Origin of the sequence: Schaalia cardiffensis F0333 (assembly GCF_005886435.1) — a bacterium.
Taxonomy (GTDB): domain Bacteria; phylum Actinomycetota; class Actinomycetes; order Actinomycetales; family Actinomycetaceae; genus Pauljensenia; species Pauljensenia cardiffensis.
In genome coordinates, this window is record NZ_CP040505.1 from 114,395 (window position 1) to 127,893 (window position 13,499).

13 protein-coding genes and 4 tRNA genes are annotated in these 13,499 nt (G+C 60.7%); 3 read left to right on the forward strand and 14 right to left on the reverse strand.

Features of this window, described 5'->3' with window-relative positions; genetic code table 11:
• Nucleotides 1-410 precede the first annotated feature (410 nt).
• The 8 genes from FFA61_RS00445 to FFA61_RS00480 all read right to left on the reverse strand — a co-directional run bounded on the left by FFA61_RS00445 (nucleotide 411) and on the right by FFA61_RS00480 (nucleotide 6,214).
• Nucleotides 411-665, reverse strand: a complete 255-nt coding sequence (locus tag FFA61_RS00445) for a DUF3073 domain-containing protein (protein ID WP_005962472.1) — start codon at nucleotides 663-665, stop codon at nucleotides 411-413.
• 198 nt (nucleotides 666-863) lie between these two features.
• Nucleotides 864-1,166: a DUF3618 domain-containing protein gene (locus tag FFA61_RS00450; protein WP_005962471.1), complete on the reverse strand. Its 303-nt coding sequence runs from the start codon at nucleotides 1,164-1,166 to the stop codon at nucleotides 864-866.
• Nucleotides 1,163-1,618 carry a phage holin family protein gene (locus FFA61_RS00455; protein ID WP_040313566.1) on the reverse strand — a complete coding sequence of 152 codons (456 nt, stop codon included), beginning with the start codon at nucleotides 1,616-1,618 and terminating at the stop codon, nucleotides 1,163-1,165. Before FFA61_RS00455 ends, FFA61_RS00450 begins: the two co-directional genes overlap by 4 nt.
• Nucleotides 1,619-2,265: 647 nt before the next feature.
• The gene (locus FFA61_RS00460; protein ID WP_005962468.1) at nucleotides 2,266-4,209 is read right to left on the reverse strand and encodes an ATP-binding cassette domain-containing protein; all 1,944 of its coding nucleotides are present in this window, start codon (nucleotides 4,207-4,209) and stop codon (nucleotides 2,266-2,268) included.
• A 286-nt stretch (nucleotides 4,210-4,495) separates the two neighbouring features.
• Nucleotides 4,496-5,611, reverse strand: a complete 1,116-nt coding sequence (locus FFA61_RS00465; protein WP_040314467.1) for an IS1249 family transposase — start codon at nucleotides 5,609-5,611, stop codon at nucleotides 4,496-4,498.
• 293 nt (nucleotides 5,612-5,904) lie between these two features.
• Nucleotides 5,905-5,980, reverse strand: a tRNA-Phe gene (locus FFA61_RS00470).
• Nucleotides 5,981-6,007: 27 nt separating this feature from the next.
• A tRNA-Asp gene (locus tag FFA61_RS00475) sits at nucleotides 6,008-6,081 on the reverse strand.
• Nucleotides 6,082-6,141: 60 nt separating this feature from the next.
• Nucleotides 6,142-6,214, reverse strand: a tRNA-Glu gene (locus FFA61_RS00480).
• Nucleotides 6,215-6,403: 189 nt separating this feature from the next.
• Between FFA61_RS00480 and FFA61_RS00485 the strand changes: the two genes are divergently transcribed.
• Nucleotides 6,404-8,182 carry a mechanosensitive ion channel family protein gene (locus tag FFA61_RS00485; protein WP_005962466.1) on the forward strand — a complete coding sequence of 593 codons (1,779 nt, stop codon included), beginning with the start codon at nucleotides 6,404-6,406 and terminating at the stop codon, nucleotides 8,180-8,182.
• 187 nt (nucleotides 8,183-8,369) lie between these two features.
• Here FFA61_RS00485 and FFA61_RS09150 read toward each other — a convergent pair whose 3' ends face one another.
• A complete protein-coding gene (locus FFA61_RS09150; protein ID WP_005962465.1) occupies nucleotides 8,370-8,519 on the reverse strand; it encodes a hypothetical protein in 150 nt (49 codons plus the stop codon).
• A gap of 6 nt (nucleotides 8,520-8,525) precedes the next feature.
• Between FFA61_RS09150 and msrB the strand changes: the two genes are divergently transcribed.
• Nucleotides 8,526-8,942 (forward strand): peptide-methionine (R)-S-oxide reductase MsrB, encoded by a 417-nt coding sequence (gene msrB / locus FFA61_RS00490; RefSeq protein ID WP_005962464.1) that lies wholly within the window; start codon nucleotides 8,526-8,528, stop codon nucleotides 8,940-8,942.
• A 27-nt stretch (nucleotides 8,943-8,969) separates the two neighbouring features.
• Here the strand turns inward: msrB and FFA61_RS00495 are convergent, their stop codons facing one another.
• Both FFA61_RS00495 and FFA61_RS00500 read right to left on the reverse strand, forming a co-directional pair.
• Nucleotides 8,970-10,202, reverse strand: coding sequence for a multidrug effflux MFS transporter (locus tag FFA61_RS00495; protein WP_051057806.1), 1,233 nt, complete (start codon nucleotides 10,200-10,202; stop codon nucleotides 8,970-8,972).
• A gap of 188 nt (nucleotides 10,203-10,390) precedes the next feature.
• Nucleotides 10,391-10,462 (reverse strand) — tRNA-Lys (locus FFA61_RS00500).
• Between the two features lie 73 nt (nucleotides 10,463-10,535).
• Between FFA61_RS00500 and FFA61_RS00505 the strand changes: the two genes are divergently transcribed.
• Nucleotides 10,536-11,171 (forward strand): hypothetical protein, encoded by a 636-nt coding sequence (locus FFA61_RS00505; RefSeq protein ID WP_005962462.1) that lies wholly within the window; start codon nucleotides 10,536-10,538, stop codon nucleotides 11,169-11,171.
• 130 nt (nucleotides 11,172-11,301) lie between these two features.
• Here FFA61_RS00505 and FFA61_RS00510 read toward each other — a convergent pair whose 3' ends face one another.
• The 3 genes from FFA61_RS00510 to FFA61_RS00520 form a co-directional block, all read right to left on the reverse strand.
• Nucleotides 11,302-11,784 carry a DUF4853 domain-containing protein gene (locus FFA61_RS00510; RefSeq protein ID WP_175406547.1) on the reverse strand — a complete coding sequence of 161 codons (483 nt, stop codon included), beginning with the start codon at nucleotides 11,782-11,784 and terminating at the stop codon, nucleotides 11,302-11,304.
• A gap of 293 nt (nucleotides 11,785-12,077) precedes the next feature.
• Entirely contained in the window at nucleotides 12,078-12,635 is a 558-nt protein-coding gene (locus tag FFA61_RS00515) for a DUF4853 domain-containing protein (RefSeq protein WP_138588732.1), read from the reverse strand.
• A gap of 155 nt (nucleotides 12,636-12,790) precedes the next feature.
• Nucleotides 12,791-13,273 (reverse strand): DUF4853 domain-containing protein, encoded by a 483-nt coding sequence (locus tag FFA61_RS00520; RefSeq protein ID WP_175406548.1) that lies wholly within the window; start codon nucleotides 13,271-13,273, stop codon nucleotides 12,791-12,793.
• Nucleotides 13,274-13,499: the final 226 nt, after the last annotated feature.

Genomic DNA, 13,499 nt, shown 5'->3' on the forward strand with positions numbered 1-13,499 from the left:
TTTCCCTGCCGGACATGCTCATAGGATCGCGTGTGCCAGGGGCGTTCCATATCGTTTCGACCACCAACCCTGCATACATCGACTGGTTCGCGTGTGCCTGAAGAGCTCTGTGTGATTTCGTTATGCCACTTCTCCAGACAAGGCCGTAAAGCTGCGCGCCGCATGTTCCGGGGACTGGACTGCGTAGAGCCCTTCGGCAAGCGGGCGACGACCTGCGCGCCGCATGCTCCGGGGACTGGAATGGCGCCATCTGATGGGCGCCCAGGTAATGAGAGAAGCGTGCTCCCGACAAGACAGGGACAGTCCGGTTAAAAGAGGGGGCAGCGCGACGAGACGAGGGCTGGGTCCACTCGCGTGCGCCCAGCCCCAGTCAATCTCAGCAGAGCAGTGGCTCTGCGATCAGCGTCAAATCACTTCTTCGGGGAGATCCAGAATTCCTCGTCCAATTCGGGAGAGTCGTCCTCTGGTTCCTCCTGCGCGAAGTCCGCGTACTTCGAGTAGAGGTCTTCGTCCTCTTCGGGGTTCTCGACCTCGTACTCTTCGTACGAGTGAGATTCCGACGACGCGAGTTCTCGCTGCAGCGCATCGAGATCGGTGTCGGGACTGAAGTACTTCAGCTTCCGTGCGACTTTCGTCTGCTTGGCCTTTTGACGGCCGCGCCCCATGGCGTCGACCCCCTCCGCGTCGTTCGGGTCCGCGCGAGGCGGTGCCCTGGATGATTAGAAATGTGTCGTGAGAACATCATAGCCATACCTCGAGCGGCGCTACGTACCCGAAGAGCGTGATCTGCGTATGGCACGGGGTGATGAACCCAGCAAGATCGGCTAAATCCTGGCGATCTGCGAGGCGCAGTGAATGTGAACTCAGTGCCTCGAACGGACAATCTTCACTACGACGAGTCCCACGAATGCGGCAACACCGGCAGCGACGTATCCGACACGCTTGAGCGCTTCGGAGTCGCCGTCCTTCGCGTCATCAACGGTCTGTGCAGCGAAAGACTTGAGTTCGTCAAACTTCGCTCTCGCGTTGTCTTTCGCCTGACCGACGATGTAGTCGGGCTGGACTCGGCCGAAGAGTTCGTCAACGGTTTGGGTCATCTGCTCGCGCACCGCTTCGAGTTCGGCGCGGATCTGGTCTTCTGTGCGTTCGAGGTTGTCAGTGCTCACTTCCCCAGGCCTTTCTTCAGAGCGTCAATGTCACGAGTGAGACCGTCCTTCGGATCAGGAACGTCCGCCTGGCTCTTCCCCAGGAGGGACGCGCCGACGGCCGCGAGGACAGCCACGATGAGTAGAAGGATGACGGTGGTGATCAGCGAAGCCGCCCAAGCGGGGAGGGCAACGGCGATCGCGAGTTCGATCGTGTGGAACACCCAGGCGAGGAGATAAAGGGCGAAAACGGCGGCAAGTGCGAGGAGCGCACCACCCGCACCGAATTTCTTCGCAAAGTTCTTCACCTTGAGCTTGTTAAGCTCGATCTCACCATTGACGAGGGTCGTCACCTGCGTCGATAAGGCGGAGAAGAGCTCTCCCATGCTCGCAGGGCGTTGAGGCTCGGTGCTCCAAGTCGCTGCTCGTTGGGTGCGCTGAGTCGTGGAGGGCGGTTCGATCGGTGTCGTCATCGGAGGCACTCGCTTCCTCTTTCGATGGTCGCGGGCGTCCCGCGCTTCACCTCAGTTTCTCACGTCTCGCATGCATCTGCAGACGACCCGTGAATCACGAGGTCGGGGCATAGACCCCAGAAGTCGAGTGGCGAAAAAACAGCCCCGGTGTATCTGGTGATGTCGGAGCGATGCAGAAGAGTTGATGCGTCGCAGCCCTTGCATCACAGCCCTTGCGTCGCCGTCACGTCATGCCCGAGCTCGCCTGAGCGTTCTTGATCGTCTTCGCTTGACGTGCATCATCACGACACGGCGATTTCTTCGTAACGCTCATCGAATATCCTCTCAGAGGATGTTCGCACGCTCATTTTGATGGAATGATGCCCAAAAACGTCAATCCTGTACAGACGTGCGCCGCTAACCCGCGAAAGTCCCCTTTGGGGTCGAAAGCCTCCGATGGGCCGAAAAGTGAAGGGGCTTCGCAATCCCCGCCTTCAAAGCTTGAAAGTCGAGAGGCTCTGCGGATCGTCCTTGCCTTCAACGAAAGCTCCACATTCAGAAGCTGAGTCCTTCCCCGTCGGGGTGATCCTGCTGGCTGGAGTGCAGAGCCCACTCCTCCGGCAGGACTGGGCCCCGGGTGTGCGTGGTCGGCGGCGCGCTCGCAGTCGCTATTCTTCCGGCACGACTGGGCCCGGAAGGTCTTTGAGGATCCTGCGAGCCTTATCGATGACCGCCGCAGTTTCAGGCGTTGGCGCAAGGGGGACAGGCGCGGATTGCGGAAGATGAGTGATGCGCGCTTCGTTCTCTCTGGGACGGGCGTGTCGAGCAGAGACATCGTGAAGCCCAAGGGTACGAATCACTCGCGTAATCGGATCTGATTCATCGTCGAGGATGGGGCATTCAGCCGACGTGGGGAGCTTATTTTCGAATGAGGTGCGTGCGGGTTCTTCCTCCGGCTCCGCAGTGTCGGGGTGCGCCTCTGAGTAGCTGGAAGCCAAAAGGGATTCTGATGCCTCGAAGTCTGCGAGAACCGAGCTGGACTGAAGTGTCGAATCGGACTCAAGGGTCCCAGGTGTTTTATTGTCAATGGGCGCCGGGGCGATCTGAGTCGGCTCCTCGGGTTCAGATGGCACTTCCTCAGACCCTGAGGGGGCGTCAGTCTCAGATGGTGAGGCATTGGATTGGACGTCCTCAGAGGTATTGCTATCCCCGGGTGATGCATCGGCTTGAGGGGCGGCGATAATCTCAGCCAGACTCAAGGAGACAAAGGGCGCGGTGTCATACACCTCCGTGCTCGTATCGGCAGAGTCTTCGTGCGGGGTCTTCGACGCTTGCTCGGCGTTACTCGGGAGAGATTCTTCCGCCTTCGCGTGAGCGAGAGTCTGCTCAGCAGGTGTCGCCGTCGCCGTCGTCAGTGGATGGAAGTTCGGGCGTCGCCGCAGCGGGGTGGCGGAAGAAGGGAGAGTGGAAGGAATCGCAGTGCTCTCCTCTCCTTGGGCCGGTGCTGTGTCGTGGCGAGGAACATCGCCCGGTGATGCGTCGTGAATCGCTGCCTTGCCAGGGGTTGTCTCTGCCTTGGATTCCTGTACCGTTTCCAGGGTTTCCAGGGTTTCCAGGGTTTCCAGGGTTTCCAGGGTTTCCAAAGTTTCCTGGGGCCTGGTTTCGCTCCGCTCAAGAGCTTTAGAGAACGCAAGGTCACGAGTGTGCGTCCCCTGGTCGACCTCGAAAATTAAACTCTCGTCCTCGGCGGGGAAAAGAGAGGCGCTCGGTGCCGAAGTTGAGTCTTCGTTCTCGATACGCGCAAGAGCAAGAGGGATGGGGCCGAGCAGAGTTGTCGGATCCTCCACACCATCGCCGAGGGCCTGACGAAGCTCCTCCTCCTTGGGGCGCACGAAGTCTGCGCTCAAGCGGCCATTCGTCAAGAGGATCGCGCGTCCTGCCTGAGCAGCAGCTGCAGGATCTGCGGTCGCGAGGATGACAGCCGAACCCTGAGAAGCGAGAATCGGCAGAAGATCAAGCGCCTGACGACGATCTTGAGTGTTTCGCAGGTGCGTTGGATCTTCAACGAGGATCAGATCACCGCCGCCGACGATCGCACGGGCAATCGAGAGTCGGAAGCGGTCGAGCGTAGACAATTCCGAGACCGGAATCGTGGTCTTGTCTTTCAGGCCAGTGACGGCCAGAGCGGCGTGAAACTGTCCGTGACTGGCGAAGGTTCCCGTCTCTGCGAGGGGAAGGATGAGATTCTGGTTGACAGTCATCGTCGGATCCAGTGGGGAATGCTCGTGGATCAGGGAGACGGAAGCGGTCCGACCAGGTTTGCGGGCCGAAGCTGGAAGCTTCACGGTGACGCGGCCAGAATCTGCAAGGGATAGCCCTGCGAGTAGGAGGAACAGTGCGCGCGAGCGCGCAAGGGTAGGGTCAAGGATCGCGCTGTAGGACTTTGTGCGAAATCCCAGCGTCACTGAATCGATGAGGTGGGCGCCCACTTCAGAAACCGAAGTCACTCGATCGCAATATGCGAGGACGATGCCTCCGTCTCCTGCGGCGGAGTGCTCTCGACGACTTCTCCACCAGGGCTTTGGGCTGAGACTTCCGTTCGGACCAGACATGGTCGCATTGTCTCAGTTCTGAGCGTCTGAGTGTCGAGGACGCGGCCGAGGGCGGGAGTGTTGGGGGGATGCAGGGGGTGTTGTGGATACGTGTTGTGGTTGTGGAGATCGGACTGTTGCGTTGTTTCCGAATCGGCCATGTGGGCAGGAACGAGTGAAACGCAGTGGCACCTACCCTGATTATGTTTTCGGTGAGGGTCGACCCGGGGTGGGGGTGGTGAGATTGTGTTTGGGGTTGTGTGGGTGCGCGAGTGCCGGGTTATAGGACAAAATGTGTTGGTCGGGTCTAGTCCCAGTCGGTGCGGTAGGGGCTGTGGTGGTGGAGTTCATGCCAGGCGATGGCGTCTCCCCATTGGGGGATGATGCCGGCGGCGGGGTGGTCGCGTGAGGCCTGTTGCCAGGCCTGTTCGATCTGGGTGTCGGTGGGCATGACTTTCAGGATCTGAGCGGCCGACAAGGGGTGCTCCGTGTGCATGTAGCACCACCAGAAGATCGCCTTGATCCTGCGCGTGAGCCGCATACCCCGGTGGTCGCGCAGCATTTGGCGCAGGGGCGCGTTCGTGGCTCCTTCGATCTGGTTGTTCATCGCCGGCATCGCCTGCCCCCAGGTGGGGTCGCAGAACGTGAACAACACACCCCTCGCCAGTAGCCGGTTCAGGCTGTTACGGGCGCGCACGAGCCGCTCATGCGTGTACTCCCACCCGCCATCGTCTCTGGGTGTCTTCTCGGCGAGGAACGCCTCCCACCGCTCACACCACCCCCTGTAGTCCTCCACCCACGCCTCGGCCTGCGGAAGATCCGTGACGCGAATGAGCTGCTTGCCCAGGGCGTACAGCTCTTTGGACGCAGGCAGCTTCGGACGGGTCGTTGTCGCTTCCTTCACCTTCGAAAACGCGTGAAACGTGCACCGCTGCACCCGCGAATCCGGCCAGATCTTCTTACGCGCCTTCTCGAACCCACTCCCCCCATCGGTCACCACCAGCTCCGGAGGGGCGATCCTGCTCATGAGGGCCTCCCAGGCGCGCGAGTTCTCCGTCCTGGCCACATACCAGCCCACCACATGCTCACGCGTCTGAGCGATCACCACGACCGCCTTGCGGCCCAGATGAATCCCGTCAACGAACACGACCTCGTGCACCTCATCGACCACGGGAGCGAAAGGCCAGACCTCCCACAGGTGCTGGCACCGCCGCCGAAACGACCGCCCACCCCCAGGCATATCCGCCTGACGGGCCCCGCTGAGCAACCAGGAAAGGAACTCGCCCAGGTGCTTGGCCGACGCGTCAATCTCATTCAGACCGGTGACATTGCAGGCCGTACACCTCCACCGCTGCCGTCCAGCTGACGTCTTCCCATGACGCGTCATCCGACCACCACACACAGGGCACGAAGCAGTATTCACCCCGAGAGGCAAACACACCCAACTAAAACCCGGACTTTCCCGCACCACAGAGCCGAAAAACCCCGATCAGACCAACACATTCTGTCCACCCTCATAGTTGGCCGCCACCAACTAAAACCCAGACCTTCCCGCACCAGCACAACGAAAAGTCCCAGTCAGACCAACACGAGGTGTCCTTTAACCCCGAGTGCCAGGTCGTCTCGAGCGCCACCGCGTCGCCGGAGTCGGGTGTGCCTCAGAAGTGCGCCGCAGAAACCAAAAAATCCCCGAAGCTCTCGCTTCGAGGATTTCAGTGGTGGCTCCGACCGGCGTCGATCCGGTGACCTTTCGATTTTCAGTCGAACGCTCTACCAACTGAGCTACAGAGCCATGAACCGGACCGAGCGGTCTGGTCGGCGACCCCGACGGGACTTGAACCCGCGACCTCCGCCGTGACAGGGCGGCGCGCTAACCAACTGCGCTACGGGGCCTCACAACAGGTAAGACCTATTGAATTGTTTTCCACCGCGCGAAGGATTCGCGCTGAGGAGTACCCCCAACGGGATTCGAACCCGTGTCGCTGCCGTGAAAGGGCAGTGTCCTAGGCCGCTAGACGATGGGGGCCAATCTCGGCCACCGAGGTGGCGTCCGAAGACGAAGAGAAGCATATGCAATTCTGATGCCTCTTGGCAAAATGAGATTGGGTGACGCCTCTCACAGTCGAAAGAAGTGGCGGAATCCTGCGGGAAAGTCCTGTGAGAATCGCGTGGGGTCCACAGGAAAAGAGCAGAGTCGCCCTCTAGTCTGGTCGATATGAATCGGATGATGACCGCACTCGACTTTCGTGGGCTCTCCTCAGCCCCTCACTTCTTGAGTCAGGTCCCTCACGGAAGGGCTGGCTTGCTAACCTCCGCGCCGATAGAACCAGCGCTATCCGCCCAGGCAGGACACTTCGCCCCCGAAGAACATTTCTCCCTTGAGCCGCTGCGAGCAGCGGCCGATTCAACTGCGGATGAACTCCAATCCGGCGCGGATGCTGCTGTCGCGGTTGCCGTCGATTTCGTGTCTCCACTGCTGGGAATCGTGGTCGGCCTCGTACTGGGATTCTTTGCAGCGGCACTCGTGTCTTGGCTGCTGCGCCGCACAATGCGCAGATGGGCGGTTGGCGCTGTCCTCACGAAGCGAGTCCGCACTCCGCTGTACGTCACCGGAATGGTGTGGCTCGCCTGGATGGGCGTGCAGTGGCCATTCTTCAACTCGGATGGGGATTCGACGAACGCGACCGTGGTTGCGACCGCTGCGCATGCGCTCCTGATTCTCGCGATCGCCGCGATGACGTGGATCGCCTACGCTGCCGCGTGGGTGTTCGAGGACGCGGCCCGCTTGCGGCAGGGGGCTGACCAAGGACGGGCCCGCCGTTTCGAGACCCAGGCGCAGGTCATTCGCCGCCTCATCCAGGTGATCGTCGTGATCGTCGGAATCGTGTCGGTTCTGGGCACTTTCGCGGCTGCGCGACAAGTGATGACGACCCTTTTGGCCTCTGCGGGCCTGATTTCGGTGATTGCGGGTCTTGCCGCACAGCAGACCCTTGGGAATGTGTTCGCCGGTGTTCTCCTCGCTTTCACGGACGCGATCCGCGTGGGTGATGTGGTCGTCGCGAATCAGAAGGGTGAATCGGGTGCGATCGAGGAGATCACCCTTTCCTACGTGGTTGTGCGCCTGTGGGATGAGCGTCGCCTCATCGTTCCTTCGACCTACTTCACGTCGAACTCTTTCGAGAACTGGACTCGTCGCGCTGCCGCCCAGCTCGGCACGGTGGAACTCCAACTCGATTGGGCAGCGCCGATGGCTCTGCTGCGTCAGAAGGTCGAGGCGATCCTCGCCTCTACGGACCTGTGGGACGGGCGCACCTGGAATGTTCAAATGACGGCTTCGGACATGTCCACGGTCACGGTCCGAGTCCTCGTTTCTGCCCAGAACTCCGGGAACTTGTCGGATCTGCGCTGCTACATTCGCGAGCATCTCATCGATTGGATCGTCTCCGAAGAACCGTGGCTCCGGCCCGCATCGCGTATTCAGCCTCAGGAGAGCATCACTGTCGAGGTCGATCCCACGCGCGCCAGAGTGGCGGCCCTCGCTTCCGAGCTCGCTTCGATCGCGGGCGACCCGACGCAGACAGCATCGCACAAGGGCGCAGCTTCGGCTCTCGCCTCCGGTCCTGGACTTGCGGACCAGGATGAGGCGATCCACGCGGCGCGAATGGTCGCTGCACGCCGGAAGGCGAAGAGGGCCCGCAGGCGCGCGATGTCTGACCGGATGCGTGAACTTGCCGAGAAGGGCGACACGGATGTTACTGCGACTTCGCAAATGCCGTCCTTTGCGCGTACACAAGTCATGACCCAGGGGACTCTTGCGCGGATCCTTGCTACGCCGAAGAGTGCGGTGAGTGGAGGGGAACGCCTCTACTCGGGCTCGCCTGATGCTGAGGAGCGTTCGGGGATCTTCGCTGGCCCTGGCGAAGAGGCCCTTGCCGAACGTGAAGCGGTGGCCAAGCGCCGTGAGGCGGAGGCTCGAGGTAGAGAACACAGTTGAACCTCAGCCCAAGTGGCATCTGGCTTGAGTGGCATCTGGCTTGAGTGCGCGTCCTTGCGCCGTCGTCAGCCCACTTGCTGAAGATGAAGCGTGCCATGAAGACCTGGGCCATGAAGCCCCTCTCCATGAAGACCATGCCATGAAGAGCCCAGGGAGTGGCCGAACTGCCCGGCCCTGCGGCCCTCGATTATGCCCTCACCACCTTCGACAGGCTGTAGAGAACCTCGTGATGAGGTAGAGAACCCCGTGATGAGTCGGGGAAGCTCCCGTCCTCGTTGATGTTCCCGATGTTCGCATCGAGGGAGATGTCGCGCACGCTCAAAATGTGGAGGAACATTGGGACATGAGTGAGTTTCCGAGTCTTGACTTCAAGGAGCTGAGCGAGGCGCAGTGGCGCCGCATGCTCACGCCCATGCAATACCACGTCCTTCGCGAGGGCGGAACGGAGCGCCCCTTCACCGGGGAACTTCTGAACGAGGAGCGAGCAGGCTCTTACCATTGCGCCGCATGCGGAGCCGAGCTTTTCGATGCGACGACCAAATTCGAGTCGCACTGCGGATGGCCGTCCTTCTACGAGTCGAAGGGTTCGTCCACGACCGAACTTGAGGACACCTCTCATGGGATGATCCGCACCGAGGTCCGCTGTACACAGTGCGGTTCGCATCTCGGACACGTGTTCCCTGATGCGCCGGACCAGCCGAGTGGTCGACGCTACTGCATGAACTCTGCGGCACTGAGCTTCGTTCCTCGGAGCGAATGAGTTCTCGGGCGGCGGATGAACTGACTGTCAGGACGCTTTGGGACGCGCGATCAGGAAGAAGGATACCCAGGCGCCGAGTGTGCCGAGGATCATGACGAGGATCATCGGGACTGCCGAAGTACCCCCGCCCGAGGTCGCCAGCGGGGAGGCGGTCGCCATCGCCGTCGCCTGCACAAGCCCTTGAACGGCCGAGGCTGTGCCCGCGTGCTCGCGGCTCTCAGCCAGGGCGCGAGCCCCCGCATTGCCAAAGATGAATGCTGTCGCCGCCATGATGAGCGCGAATCCGATGAGCACAGGGATAGTCGTCACATTGAAGACGAAGACCGACAGGCTCAGGATCACGACGCCCAGGAGGGACAGAGCAAGACCGAAGGTAATGAGGGGCCGGGGCTCGAAACGCCCGATCAAACGAACGTTCACCAGGGCGAGCACAGTGGACAGCAGAGCGTTGGATGCGAAGACGATCGAGAAGCGTAACGGCGACATTCCGAGCATCTGCTGGAGGATGTAGGACGAATCCGCGATATAGGCGAACATGCAGAATCCGGAGAAGGCGGAGGTGAGCATGAAGCCGAGGAAGGCGCGGATCTTCAGAACCGAACCCATGTCGACCAGGAAACGCGAGAAGCCGCCGCCGTGTCGCCGCTCCTCGGGCAATGACTCGGGTGCCCACGCCCATGCCGCCAGAGTCATGAGGATCGTAAAGGCCGTGAGGAACCAGAACACCCAGCGCCACGGCATGTACGTAACGATCACGCCACCGAGCACCGGCGCGATCATGGGGGCCAAGCCGCCGATCGCCTGCAGAAGAGACATTGCCCTCGCGAGGACGTGCCCGTGCGCAAGGTCGACGAGAATAGCGCGTGCGACTGCTGCTGCGGCTCCACCTCCGAGCCCCTGGAGAACTCGTCCGAAAAAGAGGAAGAGGATCGAGGGCGAGAAAGCGCATGCGAGGGATCCGAGGATCGAGAGGAGACCGCCGATGATGAGGGGGCCGCGGCGTCCTCGCTGATCGGAGAGTGCTCCACCGCCGATTTGCCCGGCGCCGAAGCCGATGAAGAATGCGGTGAGGGTGAAGCCGACGGCGCTTGCGCTCGTCGAGAGATCAGTTGTGATCTCCGGGAAGGCGGGGGAGTACATGTCCGTTGCCAGGGGAGGGACCGCATTGTGCAGAGCGATCGTGATGAGGAGCGTCCCGGTGACTGCGCCGCCGAGGACGCTGCTGCTCTTCTCATTCTTGAGAGGATTTGGGCTGTTCATACTTCGATTGTCACGCCGCTCCTGAAGGTGTTTTCGCCGAGGTTCGCCGTTTTTCAGGGGGAGATCATTCACTCTGTGGGATGTGTCACCTGTCGTGTGCAGACACCTATGTGAGGGGAGAGCTGGGGTTCACGAGGAGTATCCGGGCGAGTGTGCCGGAGCGTGTGTGACGCTGCCCGGGGCGACAGTAGGCCCAGGGGGACTCGAACCCCCAACCCACGGATTAAAAGTCCGCTGCTCTACCATTGAGCTATAGGCCCGCGCGGCTCACCGCGCTCGCGGTTACCCGCGGGATCATGAGATCCGATTCTATTGTAAGAGGAGGAAGGCGAAATGGCCGAACTGAGACTTCCTCGGCGTCCTGCGATCCTCTCTCCCGCCAGAGCCGAGACGATCATCGGCGATGAGGATCCAGCTGCCGCCTCTGGAATTGCGCATTCGACGGCTTGGGCTCTCCTGGGGATCCCGGATGAGGACTTCGACTTGGAAGCGATCACCCGCCTCCGTTCTCTCGTATGCGCTCAAGGGCCCGATATTGTTGCGCACCTGTGGTCGCGCAGCCCGGAGTTCACCCTGCCCGGTGTTTTGTGGCGCCTCCATCTGTTCGTTGAATGGTGCGAGAGAGATCTCCCTCTCGTCAAGGACAGGTACGAGGTCGGGCGTCAGGCTGAGATCGTCCCCGCCGGAATGGAGGTTCTGAGTGAGGTTCCTCTGCTTGAATCCGTCATCGAGGACGCGAAGGCTCTGCTGCGCGGGGAGCTGACGGATGACGACCTTGAGCGTGTTGCCGTGCAAGCAGCGATCGCGATGCGTGTGCTCGCCGCGGGTGAGGGCGGTGAGGGTTCTTGGATCACGGATCCGGGTGATCCTTTGGCTCACATGGTGACGACCCGCGCTCGGGCTTTGTTGAAGACTGCTGAAGAGTTGGATCTCGCGGCGCGCGAAGCGGCGTTCGGGAACTTGGAGTAGTGCCTGGGAAGGTGTGAGCTTCTAAGTAGCTGCCTGTGGGGGCTTTCGCTTGCTTGCGAGGGGTCGTGGGGTGGTGGCAGAGAGAAGTTTCTGGCCGGGTGCTTTCGAGATTGTGAGGTGGGTTCTGTTCCTATCGAGATTGTGGGGTGTTGGGGGTGAGGTCGTGTTCCCAGGTGGGGATGTTGCGGGTTTGGCCGACTTTGGTGGTGCCGTCGGTTGGTCGACACCCTGAGAATGCCGCGAGGCTCGCGTCCCCGTCCTTAAGGAACGCGAGGGTGATGTATCCGCCGTTGGCTTTGTCCATCCAGCGGATGTGGTCTTCGTCTTGGGTGAGCAGTTCATAGCCCAGGGGCGTGAAGGTGTGGGTGACGGCGTTGATCATGTCGTTGTGGTCGAAGGGCGGGGCGAAAGCGATCGCCGCCGTGAAGAGCTCGAAGCCCTCCTCGCCACAGGCTTCGAGGTTGGATGGGACGTAGACGCTGATGGGTCCGGTGTTGGCGGAGTAGGTGTAGGCGAACTCGCCGAGTGTGCGTTCGATGTGATCCTCGAAGTTTTCGATGCTCCGACGCTGCTCGAAGGGTAAGGACCCGTCCCACCACAGTTTCTTGTTCACAGTGTCTCCTCCCACAGAACACGCAGAAACCACCACAACAGCAACCAGGGTGAGAGTGGTCAGGGCTACGAGTGGTAAACGCAGGTGTTTCATTCATGTCCTTTCCCCTTCTTCACTCCAACGGGGGAACGTGTACGAGAGGAGATACTTGCGAGGGTCGTGGGGTGGTGGCAGAGAGGAGTTTCTGGCCGGGTGCTTTCGAGATTGTGAGGTGAGTTCTGTTCCTATCGAGATTGTGGAGTTGAGGTCTGATTCTCCCAGTCCGCGTGTTTTGGGGTGTGGTGATTTTAGGATTATGGGGTGTTGGGGGTGAGCTCGTGTTCCCAGTCGGGGATGTTGCGGGCTTGGCCGACTTTGGTGGTGCCGTCGGTGGGCCGACACCCTGAGAATGCCGCGAGGCCCGCGCCCCCGTCGTCGAGGAATAGGAGGGTGATGTATCCGCCGTTGGCTTTGTCCATCCACAGGATGTCTCGTTCGTCTTGGGTGAGCAGTTCATAGCCCAAGGGTGTGAAGGTGTGGGCGACGGCGTTGATCATGTCGTCGTGGTCGAAGGGCGGGGCGAAAGCGATCGCCGCCGTGTCAAGCTCGAAGCCCTCCTCGCCACAGGCTTCGAGGTTGGATGGGACGTAGACGCTGATGGGTCCGGTGTTAGCGGAGTAGGTGTAAGCGAACTCGCCGAGTGTGCGTTCGATGTGCTCCTCGAACTCTTCAATGCTCCGACGCTGCTCGAAAGGCAAGGACCCCTCCCACCACAGTTTCTTGTTCACGGTGTTTCCTCCTATAGAACACGCCGAAACCACCACAACGATCAGGGTGAGGGTCGAGGCGAGCAATAGACGCAGGTGTTTCATTCGTGTCCTTTCCCCTGATTCACTTCACCGTGGGGTGGTGGCAGAGGTTCTTGTAAGCCTGGTGCTGGTTGGATCACGCGGGGGTTTTCAGGCTTGGTGTTTTCGGGTGGGGGTTGGGTTGTTGTCCTTTCGTGATTGTGGGGTGGGTTCTGTTCCTATCGAGATTGTGGGGTGTTGGGGGTGAGCTCGTGTTCCCAGTCGGGGATGTTGCGGGTTTGGCCGACTTTAGTGGTGCCGTCGGTGGGCCGACACCCTGAAGCAACATAGAGGCCTGCTCTGCCGTCGTCGAGGAATAGGAGGGTGATGTATCCGCCGTTGGCTTTGTCCATCCAGCGGATGTGGTCTTCGTCTTGGGTGAGCAGTTCATAGCCCAGGGGCGTGAAGGTGTGGGTGACGGCGTTGATCATGTCGTTGTGGTCGAAGGGCGGGGCGAAAGCGATCGCCGCCGTGAAGAGCTCGAAGCCCTCCTCGCCACAGGCTTCGAGGTTGGATGGGACGTAGACGCTGATGGGTCCGGTGTTGGCGGAGTAGGTGTAGGCGAACTCGCCGAGTGTGCGTTCGATGTGATCCTCGAAGTTTTCGATGCTCCGACGCTGCTCGAAGGGTAAGGACCCGTCCCACCACAGTTTCTTGTTCACAGTGTCTCCTCCCACAGAACACGCAGAAACCACCACAACAGCAACCAGGGTGAGAGTGGTCAGGGCTACGAGTGGTAAACGCAGGTGTTTCATTCATGTCCTTTCCCCTTCTTCACTCCAACGGGGGAACGTGTACGAGAGGAGATACTTGCGAGGGTCGTGGGGTGGTGGCAGAGAGGAGTTTCTGGCCGGGTGCTTTCGAGATTGTGAGGTGAGTTCTGTTCCT

Excerpts from the sequence above, each read along its gene's own strand:
- FFA61_RS00485 (WP_005962466.1), top strand. The coding sequence starts at position 6,404 with ATGAATCGGATGATGACCGCACTCGACTTTCGTGGGCTCTCCTCAGCC.
- FFA61_RS09150 (WP_005962465.1), bottom strand. The coding sequence starts at position 8,519 with ATGTTCCTCCACATTTTGAGCGTGCGCGACATCTCCCTCGATGCGAAC.
- FFA61_RS00515 (WP_138588732.1), bottom strand. The coding sequence starts at position 12,635 with ATGAAACACCTGCGTCTATTGCTCGCCTCGACCCTCACCCTGATCGTT.
- FFA61_RS00445 (WP_005962472.1), bottom strand. The coding sequence starts at position 665 with ATGGGGCGCGGCCGTCAAAAGGCCAAGCAGACGAAAGTCGCACGGAAG.
- FFA61_RS00495 (WP_051057806.1), bottom strand. The coding sequence starts at position 10,202 with ATGAACAGCCCAAATCCTCTCAAGAATGAGAAGAGCAGCAGCGTCCTC.
- msrB (WP_005962464.1), top strand. The coding sequence starts at position 8,526 with ATGAGTGAGTTTCCGAGTCTTGACTTCAAGGAGCTGAGCGAGGCGCAG.
- FFA61_RS00455 (WP_040313566.1), bottom strand. The coding sequence starts at position 1,618 with ATGACGACACCGATCGAACCGCCCTCCACGACTCAGCGCACCCAACGA.
- FFA61_RS00460 (WP_005962468.1), bottom strand. The coding sequence starts at position 4,209 with ATGTCTGGTCCGAACGGAAGTCTCAGCCCAAAGCCCTGGTGGAGAAGT.
- FFA61_RS00505 (WP_005962462.1), top strand. The coding sequence starts at position 10,536 with ATGGCCGAACTGAGACTTCCTCGGCGTCCTGCGATCCTCTCTCCCGCC.